The sequence below is a fragment of the Methanocalculus sp. MC3 genome, from assembly GCF_054767395.1.
Map to the genome: position 1 here is coordinate 148,814 of NZ_BAABMP010000001.1, position 16,286 is coordinate 165,099.

The following is a 16,286-nucleotide window of genomic DNA, read 5'->3' on the forward strand; positions in this document are numbered from 1 at the left end:
TTGGATTAATTTGGGGGGCAGTATATCCCTTTGATCAGGACAAGGGGTGTCCCGGCATCGGCTGATCCGGTGATGAGATCCGAGAGGCTTGCCAGCACATCCTCCATACGGCGGGGGGTTGTCCCTTCGCACTCGATGCAGCTGATACCACGGGTTTTCTGTGATTCCTTCTCGATCATCTCCATGATCTCAAGTTCAGATCGTCCCTCTTCATGATACTTGTCGATCAGGTACTTCATCTTCACGCCTTCACGGAGTACCTCTTTGATCCCTTTTGTTGCAGCAAAGGCAGCTTTTGGGTCAGCCAGTTCATAGATGCCGCTTGTCGGATCCTTGTATGCACCGTCTCCAAAGACCAGAATCTCAATATTCTTCCCTGTAAGTTTTTTGATCTCCTGCTGGAGGAAACAGACGAACTCTTCGGATTCAAAAGGAGCGAGCTTGAGCCGGCAGCTCGAGGACATATTGCTCCCTAAAAGCCCCCATTCCGATGTGGGTGGGCAGGTACCGCTGCTGCATATCTCCTGAAGGGTGCAGCAGTTGCCGATTATTGTCTTCAGTACTTTCTTTGTCTTCTCACGGGGGTGGATATTGGCGATGATGACCCCATCGGGATTGAATTCCGCTATCCGCTTTGGGTCATTGCAGAGGATGATTTTTGGTGTTGCACCCTCGCCTCTGATGATCTCTTCATAGAGCGTGAGATAATTGACGCCTGTTAAGGGGTGGGTATAATTACCGTCGATATCATCCGGTGTGAAGAGGCCGCCATGCCGGCGATCAAGCTCCTCGGCAACCTCAGGCGGGAGGATCTGGTTGCCGACCTCGTCATCGGGATAGGAGAACCAGACGATAACTTCGCCTTCTGGAACCGCTTTTGCTATGGATTCGAGGATGAGTGAAAAACGGTTCCGGCTTGCTATCGGGAAGACGACCGCAACCCTGCTATCTGGCTTGAGATCCAATGTCTTCCTGACCTCTTTTGCCGTCTCTTCTGTTGTGATCATATTGTTCTGTGCCCGTGCCACCACCGATTCGGTGATGGAGAGGACATCGCCCTCTGAGAGCATCCCGTCTTCATTCAGCCTGACTGCTTCATCAAGCAGCATCTTATGAAGATCTGATCCAGGAACGACCATGCCCATCTTTATTCCAAAGGCACAGGGGCCAACATATGCTGGTAATTGAAACACGACTATCTCCTCTTCGGTACACCGTTCCTATTCGGACGATGCTTTTTGTACTTGTATCTACTGAAAGGCTTTAGCGTTTCCGAAATGTTGATGAGAGTGGGTAGGCGCATACCGCTTCCTTCCGGATGCTATTCCCGGATGGATGGGTTGGCAGGGAAGCATTGTTTCTCCTCTTTCTCCAGAGGCATTGATACTGACCAGAGGTTTGATAGAGGCTCAGGCGCATTGATGCATATGGCTACTATAGGGAATCAGGTTCTAGGGATCAGCGGGAGTCCGAGGAAAGGCGGTAATTCGGACACTCTTCTTAAATATATCCTGAAAGGAGCTGAATATGGTGGGTATTCAACAGAGGCTGTTCATCTCCGTGACTACCAGTTCTCCTCGTGTACCGGGTGTGAGCGGTGCAGAAAGGATAAGAGCTGTACCGGGCTTCGCGACGGCATGACGCTCATGTACCCGGATATTCTCTCCTCAGAGGCACTTGTTCTCGTCTCCCCGACCCATAACTACAATATTACAGCAGAGATGAAGGCCTTCATCGACCGGCTCTACTGCTTCTATGATTTTGAAGATACCCGGCCGAGGGCGTGGTCAAGCAGGCTTGCCGGGCAGGGGAGGCGGGCAGTGATCGCTTCTATCTGCGAACAGGAGAGCCGGGAAGATATGGGATTTGCACTGGACGCCCTCCGGCTCCCGCTTCAGGCGCTTGGGTATGAGATTGTTGCGGAGATTGCCGTCTTCTCTCTCTTTGACCGTGGTAAGGTGCGGGACTGCCCTGAGGTGCTGGAAGAGGCTGAGGAGGCAGGGAGGAAGCTCTGCTCTCCCTGATCACCCCGCTGTCACAGTGATATCGATCTCCCGGAGGATTATATCCGGGAGAAGATCGATTTTGGAGGTATCGATTCTCCATATTCTATTCTCATCGTTCTCAAAAAGGATTGGAATCCCCGTTTTGGAACTGAAAGCGGAAAACGAGTTCGCAATTGATATGTTGAGATTTTCCCTGAAGGCTTCCGGTATGCGCTCCTGAGTCGACACACGGAATTCAAGTTTTGTCACATTGTCAATAATCGTCTCGGTTATCGCTGTTGACAGGGCGATACGGGCATTAGCATTTCCGCTCACAAAATTCTGGCCTCCTTTGGAAAACGATACACGATTGATATGTATTGTTACCTTCTGCGTGAGATTGCCGGTTATCGTGCCGTTTTCAAATCGTTCAGGAATCAGCTTTTCATCCGTCTGTATTGTTAGGAGCGATCCCGGAAAACCGGAATCAAGGATTGATTGATCCGCCTCGTTCATTGTAGCGTACTGAAGCGGGGTTTCACGGTTTCCGGAATGAACAAACATTATCCCCCATCCCCAGCGATATCCCTGATCCCGCCAGTAGTTCCCAACCGAGGTATAGCTGAAGTTGACGAGGTGAACAGTACTATTTGTCCATATATCCCCGGATTGTTGAATAGAGATACCGGCAACAGGATACGATCTGTTCTCATTCATGACATGCAGGGTTCCGCCTGATCGAATCGAGTTCAGCAGGTTGTCGCCTCCTCCAAGCTGTATCGTCTCGGAAAATGAGAGGGGCTGTTTCATTGCTGCTGCCGCCTCGATATGCGAAGAGAACCTGAGCAGTGCCTTCTCCACGTCCGCGATATGCGCAATCTCGGATCGCTCTTTCATCGTGGGAACAACCGTTACCTGGAAGGCAGAGAGGAGTGTGACCACGATTGCGAGGATCAGGATCATGGCAACAACCGGAGCAACCGCGCTATCGTCTCTCATGGCTTCACCCTCCCCGAGAAGATTACCGCACGATGGGTGAATAGGAGCACCTCTTCATCACCAGCAAGCGGTGTGCCAGGTACGATCGTGAGGTTTGCCCCTAGGTCGAAGGTCTGTGTATTCGGCTCCAGAATGAATACATCTCTTCTGAAGAGCTGGTCATGGGTCTGGTTTCGTATCCTGACAGAGAGTTCGCTGACCTGTATCCAGTCGCCCCCTTTATGGTAGAGTGAAACAGAGTCGGATGAGTGTGCCATTATCACCGACACCTGTGGTTCCCGATCTCCTGGAATGAGATTGAAAGCGGAGACTGCCATCACCGATACCAGAATAAGAACAATTGAGAGCATCAGCATCTCCCCTACAACCGGGGAGACGGCCTCGTCATTCTTCACAGAGCGTAACTTCTTCATATTGCGACACCGTCTCATAATCCAACACCCCCGATCACGACAACAAAACAGATCACGGTAATTGCAAGGAAGATCATTGTGTGTTTCAGCCCGGCAAGGGGGTTGTTCACGGATAACTGTCCTGCCATGATGCCGGAGAACCCTCCAAGAAGGATTGCGACCCAGAACATATCATGGATATTGCTGGATGCGTCTATTGTGGCAAGTTCGGCGAAACTCTCAAGAAAAGAGACATTCAGCTGGTATGCAGTATAGAGGAATACGCCAAAGGAGAGGTAGACTATTGCGACATAAGTAAATGCCGAAGTGAACCGCTCCTGTTTGAGCTTCAGGTAATATTCAAAGTCGGAGATGGCTATCATCAGAACCTCCTGAATCCGATCGGTTACTTCGCTTGCCTTGATCACAAGAGATACCGCTCTTTTCACAGAGATAACGCCTATTCTCTGCTCCATCCGTTCAAGAGACGATGAGAGCACTGATCCGCTCTCCAGCTCTTTTGATACCACCTGCAGCTCCGTGCTGAGAACGCCCATCTGCGATCGCGAGATGCGTGCGATTGCGTTCTGGATGGTCATGCCGATATCCTTCATATCCGCAAGCATCCGGAGAAATTCCGGAATCTGCCGTTCAAGCCTCCGGATATAGAGAGCCCGTCCTTCGTATGCCAGGGCGGGTGGAAGAATCCCTGAGATGATGAGGGCACAGATCCCGGTCTGGAATCCATATCCTGGTGCAATCTCGTTGAAATATCCGTCATACAGGAGGTAGCCTACAATAGTGGCAGATATGGATCCGAATATAATGCTCCAGGTGTAGTCTGCAATATACTGCTTTACGGGGTTTTTTAACTTGAGAATTCGTGAGAAACGAGTCCGTTGTGTCCGGACCTTTTTTTTGTAGTTCAGTGTCTCTTCGGACTCCTGCAGAACAGGGTTGCTGATAAAAAATTCCTGTTCCTCAACCCTGCCCTGTTGGATCTCCATTCCCTCGGCTGGAAACAGTATATACAGGATTGCGATCATTGCCAGTGATCCAAGTGGTACTCCGAGATAGATCATCGGCATATAATCGGTTCCCTGCCCCCCGGAGAGCTGCTGGGCAACGATCATGATCATCGCAATAATCGGTCCTGCGACAAACGCAGTGACATAGACCTCCGCGATGATCTCGGTTGTCTTCATGTTCTTCTGCATATCCTGCTCAGCCACTTCCCGGTAATAGCGGGCACGGGCTGCGAAGAACTGGGTGATACTTCCCCCACTTTCCGATAAAAGGATAAGATCGTTGATAAAATCCGCAAACGAAGCGGAAGGGGTGGTATGGTATATATTCCGCATTGCGGTTGTCAGGTCATCTCCAAAGACTTCAATATCGCGGATAATCGTCCCGCATTCATGGGATACCTCGCCGAAGAGATCTTTTGCCAGCGCAACCTGCCGTAATGTCTCATACAATGTCATCGTCGTCGAGAGCGCCTGCATGTAGGTGATTGCATAGGGAAGATCCTGGTCTATCCGGTTTTTTCGGCCTGATGCGATCAGAAACGGATAGATGTATGCTCCGATACATCCGATGGCCAGGAAACCAAAAAGGAGGATGATACGTGAGGTTGAATCCGGGATCATCCCGGCAATCGAGATCCCAAGTCCGAGATAATCAAGGATGATGATCAATCCAATCCAGGACAGAAAAGCCACGATTGCCGTTGCGGCGATATATAGGAGGTAGGTGTTCACCGTGATTGGTATTCGTCCTCCCCGGAGTGCTTTTGCGAGATCGGCTGTTGTTGTGTTCTCAGGCATGCTCCCCTCTCCGGACAGCCTTTATTGCTTCACTCACCGAAAGCTGATCGAAGACGCGGTCTTCAGCAAGCCTCTCAAGGCATGCTTTCCGAACGGTTATCTCCCTTTTCAGATCGTCTTCCGACCACCCACGCACCATGCGTATTTTGTCTAGAACTAATGATCCTCCATCCTCATGGACAAAAAGGTCTTTTGAGGGATTATACGTGAGTATCGTGTTCCAGGTGATTATGCTGTCCCTGCCCCCGACATGAATCTCATGAACCGAATCACACCTCCTCAATGCCAGCCCCTCGTTATAGTGGAGGCCTTGGATGACGACCAGCTCAAGGGCTCCGAGCATTGCCGGAGCCACACTGATCGGCTCGTTGATCAGCCGGTTGATTGCTTCGTCCACCGTTCCTGCATGGAGGGTTGAATAGGTGGTATGGCCGGTGTTCATCGCCTGGAAGAGTGTCTGTGCCTCCTGCCCCCGCACTTCCCCGACAAGGATATACTCAGGCCTCTGCCGGAGCGATGCCCTGAGAAGAGAGAAGAGGTTAATATCTCCAAAACCGTCCCGGTTTCCGCTCTCACGGGTTCTCGTGGGGAGCCAGTTCTTGTGTGGGAGCTGTATCTCCCTCGTATCCTCCAATGAGACGATTTTGGCGTTTTCCGGGATGAAGAAGGAGAGTGCGTTCATCGTCGAGGTCTTTCCGCTTGCCGTTCCGCCGACTATCAGCATGTTCATCCGGTTCTCAATACAGAGCCAGAGGATTGCAAGTGTTTGTGCGGAAAAGGTTCCAAAAGAGAGGAGATGTACCGGGGTCATCGGGTCTTTCCGGAATTTCCTGACGGTAAATGAGCTTCCCTGCGTGGAGATGACATTGCTGTAGCTGATCTGAATCCTGGAGCCGTTTGGGAGCGAAGCGTCCACGAGAGGGGTTGAGAGCGAGAGTGATTTGTCGGCCTTCTGGGCCAGTTTCAGGACGAAGCGGTTCAGCTCCTCATGCCCGTACATAAGTTGTGTCGGGATGCTTCCATACCTGCGGTGGAAGATAAATACCGGGTGTACTGCCCCGTTACAGCTGATATCCTCAATAGCTTCGTCATGCATCAGTGGATCAAGACGGCCGTATCCCTGGAATGTCCGCTTCAGCATATATGTCAGTACCTGTTTCCTCTCCTTCACGAGGAGGGGATCGAATTTGAATAAGGCATTTCGAAGATCCTTATCCGAGATATTCATCTCTCCCCGTTTTCCGGGAGACTCATAGAGGATGATATCCCTGAGATAATGGTGTACTTCTTCGAGGAGGACATGTTCGTGGGGCGTAATTGAAGGTTCAATAATATAGTAGGCGATCGCCCCTCTCTCCTGCATAATGGCTGCCCATGCATGGGGCGGGGTAAGCCAGTACCGTTCAAGGCATTCCCCGGAAAGGTTCTCAGGGAGATCGGGAAGAGGGGGGATATCGATGATCCCCTCATCGCTTTCTTCTTCTTTTTTAGAAAAGAAACGGTTGGTAAGGTCTCTGATGGATTGAATGGATAGTGAACCCGGTCTGGAACCATTGCCGGTTTCACACACCTGTGATTGTTCTTTTTTGGTTTTTCGGACAAAGTACGGGATGATGGAGGTTGAGTTTGCCTTCAGGGATGCATCTGGAGTTTCGGTTTCCCGATCCTCTTTATTAGTTTTTCGTGTAATGAATGGTATATTCATCCCCATCACGCACCCTGCAATGCTCTGAAAAGATTTCGATCAATGATTATCGGGTTTTCCATGCAATTATCATCAGACAATTATTCTCCTGTTTCCAGTCTCTGTTAATAGATCGGCTCACGGCTCTATACTTGTGTGAAATATTATTTGCTATAAATTAAATAATTTTGCTCAAAGGTTGGTTTCAGCAACCACATATCAACTGTCCCCCCATGAACTCCTCCGTTTGCCGGTAAATTTGATACGCGGGGTCACTCCATTTCTTCTTAAGAAATGGTGTTTTGGTCAACTCATTTGTGTTCAATGGTGTACTTTAGTATGACTAAATACTTCCTCAAAAAAAAATAGTTATACTGTTGCTCGTCTGAATGTTATAATACAGGCAGAGAGAACAACAACCGCACCGATCAGAAGCCCTGCAATCGTTGTTGCCGGAAAAATCCCCTCTTGCAATGCCCGGATTGCATCGATTGCATAGGATACAGGGTTGAGATGCGCAAGGAATGCAAGCCATCCCGGCATCTGATCATAGGGCATAAGGGCGCTGCTTGTGAAGAAGAGCGGCATAGCGATCATCGAGTTGAATGCCGCATAGGAGTCATGATCCTCAAGGCTGAGGGCGACTGTGGTCATGATGGATGAGAGGAGTACGCCGAAGATGAAGAGGATCAGGTATGTTTGCAGGAGGAAGACCGGATTAAGCAGATGGGCTCCGAGTATAAGAGCAATCACCAGTATGACCGTTGTCTGTATCAGTCCTCTCAAGGTTATTGCGAGGATCTTGCCAAAAAGGATGCTCTCTCTTGGCGCAGGCATTGCAAGGAACTTCTGGAGGAACCCGAGGATCTTATCGAACATCAGGAGTGCTCCACCCTGCAGGGATGCCCCGAGCATCGTGAGGACGAGAATGCCGGGGGTGATGAAGTCGAGGTAGTTGTCGGTGAAGCGGATCGGGAGTGCCAAACCGACAAAGATGAGCCATGCAGCTGGCATAACAAGAGAGGTGATGACGTTGATCCTCCCCCGTATCCATCGGCGCAGATCCCTTTCCATATACGTAAATGTGCGTTTCATGCCCGCCTCCTGAGCATCGTCCTGAACCGATGGTGATCAAATGCCATGGTTTCTTCCTGTTCTTCGATGAGTGAGAGGAATACATCGTCAAGGGTTGGCTGGCGTATGACAAACGAATGAATCTTCATTCCGGATTCATTAAGTGCCCGTAAGAGGGGAATTCCTGAATCTTCGCCCGATATCGCTTGGAAACGGAGTTCATCACCGGTCTTTCCGATGAAGGTTACATCAGGAACAACAGTTCCTTTGTATTCTCCCTCCCCCCGTATCGCTATGATCTCATGGCAGTGGAGTGACTTCAGGGCAGCCGGGGTATCCAGTGCGACAATTTTTCCCTTGTCGATGATCCCGACCCGGCCGCATGCATGATCGGCTTCGTCCATGTAATGTGTTGTCACAAAGACGGTCATCCCACCATTCTTGAGGCTGATGATATGCTCCCAAATCTTCCGCCTGCCTGCTACATCAAGTCCGATCGTCGGCTCATCAAGGAATAATACCTCAGGATCGTGGACAAGGGCCTGCGCAAGTTCAAGCCGCCTCCTCATGCCTCCAGAGTATGTTTTTACCATATCATCGGCACGGGAGGCAAGATCCATCTGGGTGAGCGCCTCGTCTGCGGTTTCACGCGGACGGGGAATACCATAAAGATTAGCGAAAAAGATGACATTTTCCCGCCCGGTCAGCTTCATATCAACTGCCATATCCTGCGGAACATAGCTGATTCGATCACGAACCTTGCTGGGCTGTGCCGTAACAGAGTGTCCGCATACTGTTGCCTCGCCTGAGGTTGGGGTGAGAAGTGTGGTAAGCATCTTGACGGTGGTCGTCTTCCCCGAACCATTTGGACCCAACAGCCCGAATATCTCACGATCTATTGAGAGTGTCATCTCATCGACAGCAACGAGATCGTTAAATTTTTTTGTGAGTCCGGATGTTTCGATTATTGCCATGTTAGTAATCATTTCCTCATTCTATTATCACATTTTGTTATTATGCCGGGCGCGTAATTCCCCAACAGTCATAATATCAATTGCACCACCCTGAACAGTTCCATCCCTGCTGTCAAGCCGGTCCTCAAGCCACCCTTCCGTTTCAAGGTATGCCTCCCTCAGGCCTTCAGAGATCTCCGGATCAGGGTTCCAGAGCCCCCTGCTCTCAGCTTCAAGAAGCCTTCTGCCGATCTCTTCGAGTGCAAACGGATTTTCCTCTTTGAAGAAGGCGCGGTTATCGGGATCGAGGACAAAGGTCTTTGCAATCTCGTCAAAGATACGATCGTCGACCTCGCCTGTGGATGCTTCCCACCCATATACGGTGCCGACACGTTTTGCAATATCTCCGGCACCTTTGTACCCATGCCGCTTCATGCCCTCGATCCATGCAGGGTTGAGGAGTTTGGTGGTGACGACACGCCGGAGTTCTGCTGCAAGAGTCCTGACTTCGACTTTTGATGGGGTCCGGGTATCTCCGTAATATGCCTCAACATGCCTGCCAGAGAGATGGCGGGCGGCAGCAGTCATTCCGCCGTGAGTTCCGAAGTAGCAGCAGCAGCCGGTGAGATCATACTCGTCGGTGGCTGTTTTGTTGAAGGTTGCATCGACATGTGAAAGCAGGTTGGAGAGCCCGTCACGGTTTTCTGTGCCGGGGTCTCCATCTCCATACGAATAGCTGTTCCATTCAAGGAATATCTCAGCCAGATCCTTCTCTTCTTTCCATGCTGAGGCATATACTGCAAGGTTGACTCCGTTGCCATAAGTGCCGGGCCTGCTTGAAAAGATCCTCTTTGGGGTTCCACTTTCCTGTGTATGGGCTTTTATAGGGTTATCTTCATCTGTCTCATCAAGCCCGGCAACAATGGCTATGGCCTTGTCAAGGAGCTCGATTGAGCAGAAGAAACAGTCTCTGAGGATCCCGCTTGCACGAATCGTCACATCAACCCGTGGCCGGCCCAGCTCAGAAAGCGGAATGATCTCAAATGAGACGACTTTGCTCCCCCGCCAGACAGGTTCAACTCCGATGAGATAGAGGATCTGGGCAAACTGTTCGCCATCAGCCCACATGAGATCGGTCGACAACCAGTACATTGCTACAGATTCCGGGTACCGGCCATGTTCATCCATGTATGCTGTTAATAATGCATCAGCCAGTTTTTTCCCGACCATCCAAGCGGCTTTTGTGGGTACAGTCTGTGGATCAAGAGAGTAGAAGTTCCTCCCTGTTGGAAGGATATCCGGTTTTCCGCGGGTGATCAGCCCTGAGGGTCCGGGAGGTATAAACCCTCCGGAGAAGCCGTTTAAGAGGCTGCCTATCTCATCTGAAGATTCGATTCCAGCGTCAATCATGGTGATCAGGTCGATCATTTCTGCGAGTTTCTCTCCAGTTCCCGGCAGTGGTGGACGCCCGCATGCTTCAACCACAGCTTCTTCCATCGGGGTGCCAGAAAGGATCGATCTGACAAAAGATAATTCTGCTTCCTCGCGTTCATGAAGAGATTCCGGATCGTCTGGTTGTTTCACCTCTCCATATAGTCCTGAAGTCAGGGCATCATCAAATCGTGCAGCTGCCTGGATGAACTGCACTCTTGCCTCACCTTCCGGCCGCTCCCCGAAGATATGCATGCCATCAGGTATCCGGGACGAGGCGATCACCCCGAGATGCCGATGAATACGTTCAACAAATGCAGTGAAGTCAGATGTACCCTCCCGGAAGCTTTTTAGGTCTGTCTCCTCTCCAATTCCTCCTTCCTCCACCGAATCGATGATCAGGTGCTCAAGGGTATGGGCACGGGCAGGATCGCTCTCTTGTGCACGGGTATATTCTTCGAGGAGCTTCTCAAGATCCTTGAGTGCTCCATATAATCCGCTTGCCTGCATCACCGTCTGCATATGGTTCACAAGTGTTGCACAGGCACGCCTTTTTGCGATTGTTCCCTCAGGGGGGTTATCTGCATTGTAGATATAGAGGTGTGGGATTGTTCCAATTGCAATATCAGGAAAACACCGGTTCGATGGAGCAGCGGATTTTCCGGGCAGGAACTCAAGATTTCCATGAGTTCCCACATGGACGATAACATCAGCACCAAACACCCGTTCAAGCCATCGGTAAGTCGCAAGGTACTGGTGTGTCGGGGGAATCTCCGGATCGTGGAGGATCCTGCATGCCTCACCATCACACCTCGCGCCGGCACATCCCCGCTTTGGCTGGACACAGACGACCGCATTACCATAGGATACTCCGGTGACAACGATTTTACCATCATGCACCATCGCTGCCGGAACACCTTCCATCTCTTCTCCCGGCGGCCTGCCCCATGACTCTTCCAACCGTTTTTGAACAGATGGTTCGAGTTCGGAGAACCATTCCCGGTACGTCTTTTCATCGACCAGATCAAGAGCACCGCCGCAACGGACGATTGATCCGACCGATGTCCATCGGAAGTCGCTGATCGCCCGCTTTTCCATGATCCGATCAATCAGTTCCTTGCCGCTTGAAGGGGGGTCAACGGTATAACCCTCTTGTTTCATCACCTGTATGATCCGTGCAACACTCTCAAGAGTGTCCAGATGGGCACCGGCACCAACTGTTGCTTCGACAGAGGAACAGGGCTTGTTGTGGAGGATGAATGCGACCTTCCGTTCTTTGGGTGACTTAGCCTGAAGTTTTAGCCATGCTTCCGCACGCCGGCAGATCCGCTCAATACGATCCGGGATCGGTTCATGCATGCCGGTCTCCTCACCGGTTTCTATCTCGGTACCGACAGCGAGCATCTCGATCATTCCCTGCATCTCAGGAAGAGCAATGCTCCACCCGATCTCCATGGCAGATGGTCCAAGGGGAGAGTCGAGCCATTCCTGCCGCGTTTTATGATAGAGGAGGATTGGGTGCATCACAGGAACATTCAGATCAGAGAATATATCGCCTGATACTTCACTATTCGAAGAACGGAAGACTGGCTGAAGGTTGATGATAAGTGATACCTCCCCGGAGAAGTTCTCCCTGGCAACTACCGGACCCGGGCGTGCACCGAGATCGACATCCCCACCTGAGAGGCAGAAGATTGGGATGACATCTGCAAATTGCTCAATTCTTCTGATAAGTGCATCGACGATACCGCGATCACCATTTGCCCAGTATGTACGGGAGAAGACGATACCAATTGATTGAGTATGCCTGCGGGGGTGGTTCGAATAATACGCATTCCGATCCGGAAAAGGCTCCGGGCTATCCGGGTGATAGATGCCTTCCCATGGCATTGGCAGGGGTGCTTCAGGTTCAGCATCTTCTCCTTCTGCGATCTTCCGAAGAAACCGGATCATCCTGCAATAGTTCTCCTCTCCCCCGTGTGTCATGTATGCCGAAACAGCGGCAACATATTTGATTGGAATCGTTGAGAGGGACCAGAAATCCTGATTGTGCCCAAAAGAGACAACTGGGATGTCTGTTCGAAGACGTGGTATCAGGTCGTCCCATGCGGGATCGTGAGATGGATGAAGGAGGATGAGATCGGCATCTTCCTGTGAGCGGAGAAACCGATCCTGCACCTCTGGATCGTCTACATTGTGGACGCCGGTGATATCGATATGAACTCCTTCCCGCCGGGCTCCTGCATCAAGGAGAGGAATATCAGATCCCCAGACCATGGCGGCAACTTTCATACTGCTGCTCCTGATACCGCACGGAGCGGTGCAACAATAAGGCCCGCCTCCGGATCATGCAGGATGCGTGCATCGACATTATATACTTCCCGGATACGATCAGGCGTGATCAGCTCCTCTGGTTTCCCAATGGCAACGATTGCTCCGTTCTTCAGCATCATCAGCATATCGGCATACCGTGCAGCAATACTAAGATCATGAACTGCCATCACAACCGTCATCCCGGTTGAGTGGGAGAGATCGGATATGGTGGCAAGTGCCTCAAGCTGGTGGTGGATATCAAGGCTGTTTGTCGGCTCATCAAGGAGGAGGAGTTTTGGATCCTGTGCAACCGCCCGTGCAATCAGCACCTTCTGCTGCTGGCCCCCTGAGAGTTCATTGTATTCTCGCTCAGCCAGATCTTCAATGCCGAGAAGCCGGATTGCATATTCGATCCTCTCGATGTCAACGTCTCCAAGCCTCCAGCTAATATGTGGGGTTCTCCCCATCATCACAACGTCAAAAACCGTTGCAGCAGCTATCTTCGTCCCATTCTGAGGTACATAGCCGATTGTTGTTGCAAGATCATTCCTGCTCATCTGATGGATATTCTGTTCATTGATGAGGATCGACCCTTCGGGGTGCAGGATTCGATCGATACACCTAATGAGTGTTGTCTTTCCGGATCCGTTTGGCCCGACAAGTGCGAGGATTGTGCCGGTTTCCAGCCTGAAAGTTACGTCATAGAGGACGCGGGCACTTCCATATGAAAATTTTACTGTGTCTGTTGCAATAGTTACCAATAATTTCGCCTCCTGCTGAGGAATAGAAATATGAAGAACGGAACTCCGAGAAACGCCGTCATGATCCCGACGGGGAGAATCTGGGGTGCCATGATCGTTCTGCCGATACTGTCTGCTCCAAGGAGAACAAGGGCTCCGACTACTGCAGTTCCCGGCAGGAGGAAGCGGTGATCGCCTCCAAGCACCATCCGGGTGATATGCGGGGCGACAAGGCCGATGAACCCGATTGTTCCCGTGAAGCAGATTACTCCTGCGGTGAGAAGGGATGCTCCAGCCATGCCACCGATCCGTATATGCTCAACAGGAACGCCAAGACTCTTGGCCGCCTCATCGCCTGCGGCAAGGGTGTTTAAACTCCGGGCAGACAGGAGGAAAAGGGGAAAGAGGGCGCCAACCAGTGTCGCCACAACCCCCACCGTCTCCCAGGTCGATCTCCCAAGGCTCCCAAACATCCAGAAGACGACAGCATGCACATCTTCTGAATCTCCGAGGTACTGCAGGAAACTTGTCAGCGCCGAGAAGAGGTACATAATGGCAATTCCTGCCATAATCATCGTCTCCGGGGTGATCCCCCGGATACGGGCAAGCCCGTAGACCGCACCTGCGGCAATAAGGGTGAAGAGGAAGGCATTGCCGATGATGAGCGATCCTCCGGCGGCAAATCCTGCGCCAAGAACGATGGCAAGTGATGCCCCAAAGCTTGCGGCTGATGCAATACCAAGAGTAAAGGGGCTGGCAAGCGGGTTCCTGAGGATACCCTGCATCATGGCGCCGGCAAGCCCGAGGGCGGCACCGGCGAGGACGCCCATGAGGATTCGGGGGAGCCGGTAGTCCCAGACGATTGTTGTAATATCGGGATCCCCACCTGGTCCGGCAAGAATCGTCTGATAGACTTCAATGATCCCAATTGGGTATGAGCCGAGAGTCGCCGCCACCCCGGTCAGAAGGATCAGAAGGGCAAGAAGCCCTCCGATGATCAGGATACGGGTATGTGTCCGCTTTGCATACCCGGTTCGGATGGCGGTGTCGCTCATAGTTCCCTTCCATCAGGATAATAAAATGTTCCCTGCTCGCGGATCTCTGCTCCGGTAATAGTGAACCGTTCAAGGTATTCGGCATGGATATCAGTCGTGTTGATATCTTCAAAGAGATCCGGGTAGAGCCATTTGGCGACTTGAACGAGGGCTGCGGGCGATCCAGTCCCAAAAGCAAACCCTGATGTGACGATATAGATACGATCGTTCTTCACCGCCCCGACACGCTCAAACCCTGGTGTGCCAGTGATCTCATCGTAAAGCTGAATGACATCGTTTCGTTCACCGAGTTTATACCCGGCTTTCCCGGACCAGATCAGGATGACGTCCGGATTTTGGTGCATGACCCATTCATTCTCGACGTCTGCATAGCCGGTTGTGTGGCCTGCGGCAACGTTCACTCCTCCAGCTGCAACGAGGAGATCATGGAGTCCTGTTCCCTCGGAATACGCCCTTCTCCCAAATGACTGGCCGCTTCCCGATTCTGCATAGACACGAACACATTCGTTATAGGGGATTGAGCCGATCCGATCCTCCACGAGAGCGAGGTTTTCATCATACCATGCGAGGTAGTCGGCACAATTATCCTCTTCATTGAAGATTCTCCCGGTCTTTACCATCTCTTCGCGGAAGACTTCGGCTTTATAATACTCCATCCGGATAACCGGGATCCGGGATGGCAGGTGCCGTTCCAGTTTCTCCGGCTCCGGCCACGTGACATAGGTCAAAATGAGATCGGGGTTGAGTGCCAGAATGGCCTCAATATCCGGTTCAGTCCACTTCCCAACGCTTGGAAGCTGGCTCAGTTCAGGGAATTGCAGGGTGTTTGTGTTAATCGTTGAACCCACCCCGACAATCCGGTCATCCCCACCGATAGCGATGATGGACTCTGCGGCATTTGCGTGCATCACCACCACCCGCTCAACAGGGCGGTAGAAGGTGAATTCCGTTCCTGCCGTATCGGTGATTCTGCGGGGATACTCCGGGTAGAGAGTGGCGGCATCCCGGAGCATCACGAGGCCCGGCCCGCCACCCTGGAGGTGGTCGAGGATGCCGGTTGCCAGGATCAGGCGGGCTTCTGCTGAATAGTCATCGGGGTTGTCGGATCCCTGTACCGGACAGATGATAATACCGATGGCGAGGGTGAGGATGATGAGTATCGTGCAAACCTGTTTCATCGTTCTTTCCTCTTGATGAGAATTGCCAGGGACAAGAGCGCTCCGAGCATGGCGGCTACTGGTGCCGGGGACTGCTGTGTCCCGATGTCCGAATGCGTGCCCGCTCCAAGATCAAGTATGCTCCCCCGAATATCCGGTTCACCCTCTCCCCTGATAAGGTATGTAATGGATTCCTCGCCGATGATTGCAAAAAGAATCGTCGATCCATCGGCCCGGATCTGATCTGAGGGGTGTGTCGATCCAAGGAAGGTGTATCCTGCCGGGAGTTCCTCGGTGATCCCCCCGATCATGCCTGGTGGGAGTAGCACCTCCACCGTGATCTTACCCTCCGCATCAGTGGGGTGAATGACCCTCTCTATTGTCCATTGCGGGGTGTTGCTGGTTGTTGCTCCCGAGACCGTTCCGTTCAGGGCGATACAGGTGAAGAAAAAGAGCAGAATGATCAGTATTGTTTTGGGCATGCGGGGCATGATGAATATTTGTGACACCAATTCATAAGTATCTTTCTTTTCATAATATTTGATAGGATGAATGGAAAATGTATAGCACTAAATCAATCTAAATCCTGGACCTGTTGTACTTATCCCGATCTTTTTTGAATACATGTATGATTATTATTTCTAAGGTCATAATAATATCAATGAAAGTCATAATCA

General features: G+C 51.4%; 13 protein-coding genes. 1 reads left to right on the forward strand and 12 read right to left on the reverse strand.

Going from position 1 to position 16,286, the window contains the following annotated elements; translation table 11 throughout:
• Positions 1–5: 5 nt before the first annotated feature.
• On the reverse strand, positions 6–1,193 hold the full coding sequence (locus ACYUBO_RS00745) for a coenzyme F420-0:L-glutamate ligase (protein ID WP_460371607.1): 1,188 nt from the start codon (positions 1,191–1,193) through the stop codon (positions 6–8).
• A gap of 234 nt (positions 1,194–1,427) precedes the next feature.
• Here ACYUBO_RS00745 and ACYUBO_RS00750 point away from each other — a divergent pair, with 234 nt between their 5' ends.
• Entirely contained in the window at positions 1,428–2,024 is a 597-nt protein-coding gene (locus ACYUBO_RS00750; protein ID WP_300328646.1) for a flavodoxin family protein, read from the forward strand.
• Here ACYUBO_RS00750 and ACYUBO_RS00755 read toward each other — a convergent pair whose 3' ends face one another.
• From ACYUBO_RS00755 to ACYUBO_RS00805, 11 genes are all read right to left on the reverse strand, one after another.
• Positions 2,025–2,984 carry a flagellin gene (locus ACYUBO_RS00755; RefSeq protein ID WP_460371609.1) on the reverse strand — a complete coding sequence of 320 codons (960 nt, stop codon included), beginning with the start codon at positions 2,982–2,984 and terminating at the stop codon, positions 2,025–2,027.
• Positions 2,981–3,397 carry a type IV pilin N-terminal domain-containing protein gene (locus tag ACYUBO_RS00760; protein ID WP_460371611.1) on the reverse strand — a complete coding sequence of 139 codons (417 nt, stop codon included), beginning with the start codon at positions 3,395–3,397 and terminating at the stop codon, positions 2,981–2,983. Before ACYUBO_RS00760 ends, ACYUBO_RS00755 begins: the two co-directional genes overlap by 4 nt.
• A 14-nt stretch (positions 3,398–3,411) precedes the next feature.
• Positions 3,412–5,202 carry a type II secretion system F family protein gene (locus tag ACYUBO_RS00765; RefSeq protein ID WP_460371613.1) on the reverse strand — a complete coding sequence of 597 codons (1,791 nt, stop codon included), beginning with the start codon at positions 5,200–5,202 and terminating at the stop codon, positions 3,412–3,414.
• Positions 5,195–6,907: a type II/IV secretion system ATPase subunit gene (locus ACYUBO_RS00770; RefSeq protein WP_460371615.1), complete on the reverse strand. Its 1,713-nt coding sequence runs from the start codon at positions 6,905–6,907 to the stop codon at positions 5,195–5,197. Before ACYUBO_RS00770 ends, ACYUBO_RS00765 begins: the two co-directional genes overlap by 8 nt.
• A gap of 348 nt (positions 6,908–7,255) precedes the next feature.
• Entirely contained in the window at positions 7,256–7,981 is a 726-nt protein-coding gene (locus ACYUBO_RS00775; RefSeq protein ID WP_460371617.1) for an ABC transporter permease, read from the reverse strand.
• Positions 7,978–8,934 carry an ABC transporter ATP-binding protein gene (locus ACYUBO_RS00780; RefSeq protein ID WP_460371619.1) on the reverse strand — a complete coding sequence of 319 codons (957 nt, stop codon included), beginning with the start codon at positions 8,932–8,934 and terminating at the stop codon, positions 7,978–7,980. Before ACYUBO_RS00780 ends, ACYUBO_RS00775 begins: the two co-directional genes overlap by 4 nt.
• Positions 8,935–8,961: 27 nt before the next feature.
• Entirely contained in the window at positions 8,962–12,636 is a 3,675-nt protein-coding gene (locus tag ACYUBO_RS00785; protein ID WP_460371621.1) for a cobaltochelatase subunit CobN, read from the reverse strand.
• Entirely contained in the window at positions 12,633–13,418 is a 786-nt protein-coding gene (locus tag ACYUBO_RS00790; RefSeq protein ID WP_460371623.1) for an ABC transporter ATP-binding protein, read from the reverse strand. Before ACYUBO_RS00790 ends, ACYUBO_RS00785 begins: the two co-directional genes overlap by 4 nt.
• On the reverse strand, positions 13,412–14,452 hold the full coding sequence (locus tag ACYUBO_RS00795; protein WP_460371625.1) for a FecCD family ABC transporter permease: 1,041 nt from the start codon (positions 14,450–14,452) through the stop codon (positions 13,412–13,414). Before ACYUBO_RS00795 ends, ACYUBO_RS00790 begins: the two co-directional genes overlap by 7 nt.
• On the reverse strand, positions 14,449–15,630 hold the full coding sequence (locus ACYUBO_RS00800) for an ABC transporter substrate-binding protein (protein WP_460371627.1): 1,182 nt from the start codon (positions 15,628–15,630) through the stop codon (positions 14,449–14,451). Before ACYUBO_RS00800 ends, ACYUBO_RS00795 begins: the two co-directional genes overlap by 4 nt.
• On the reverse strand, positions 15,627–16,100 hold the full coding sequence (locus ACYUBO_RS00805; RefSeq protein ID WP_460371629.1) for a hypothetical protein: 474 nt from the start codon (positions 16,098–16,100) through the stop codon (positions 15,627–15,629). The genes ACYUBO_RS00800 and ACYUBO_RS00805 overlap by 4 nt, the downstream gene beginning before the upstream one ends.
• Between the last annotated feature and the right edge of the window lie 186 nt (positions 16,101–16,286).

Coding starts and splice junctions, on each gene's coding strand:
- ACYUBO_RS00785 (WP_460371621.1), bottom strand. CDS start 12,636: ATGAAAGTTGCCGCCATGGTCTGGGGATCTGATATTCCTCTCCTTGAT.
- ACYUBO_RS00805 (WP_460371629.1), bottom strand. CDS start 16,100: ATGCCCCGCATGCCCAAAACAATACTGATCATTCTGCTCTTTTTCTTC.
- ACYUBO_RS00795 (WP_460371625.1), bottom strand. CDS start 14,452: ATGAGCGACACCGCCATCCGAACCGGGTATGCAAAGCGGACACATACC.
- ACYUBO_RS00755 (WP_460371609.1), bottom strand. CDS start 2,984: ATGAGAGACGATAGCGCGGTTGCTCCGGTTGTTGCCATGATCCTGATC.
- ACYUBO_RS00775 (WP_460371617.1), bottom strand. CDS start 7,981: ATGAAACGCACATTTACGTATATGGAAAGGGATCTGCGCCGATGGATA.
- ACYUBO_RS00750 (WP_300328646.1), top strand. CDS start 1,428: ATGGCTACTATAGGGAATCAGGTTCTAGGGATCAGCGGGAGTCCGAGG.
- ACYUBO_RS00760 (WP_460371611.1), bottom strand. CDS start 3,397: ATGAAGAAGTTACGCTCTGTGAAGAATGACGAGGCCGTCTCCCCGGTT.
- ACYUBO_RS00770 (WP_460371615.1), bottom strand. CDS start 6,907: ATGAATATACCATTCATTACACGAAAAACTAATAAAGAGGATCGGGAA.
- ACYUBO_RS00780 (WP_460371619.1), bottom strand. CDS start 8,934: ATGGCAATAATCGAAACATCCGGACTCACAAAAAAATTTAACGATCTC.
- ACYUBO_RS00765 (WP_460371613.1), bottom strand. CDS start 5,202: ATGCCTGAGAACACAACAACAGCCGATCTCGCAAAAGCACTCCGGGGA.
- ACYUBO_RS00800 (WP_460371627.1), bottom strand. CDS start 15,630: ATGAAACAGGTTTGCACGATACTCATCATCCTCACCCTCGCCATCGGT.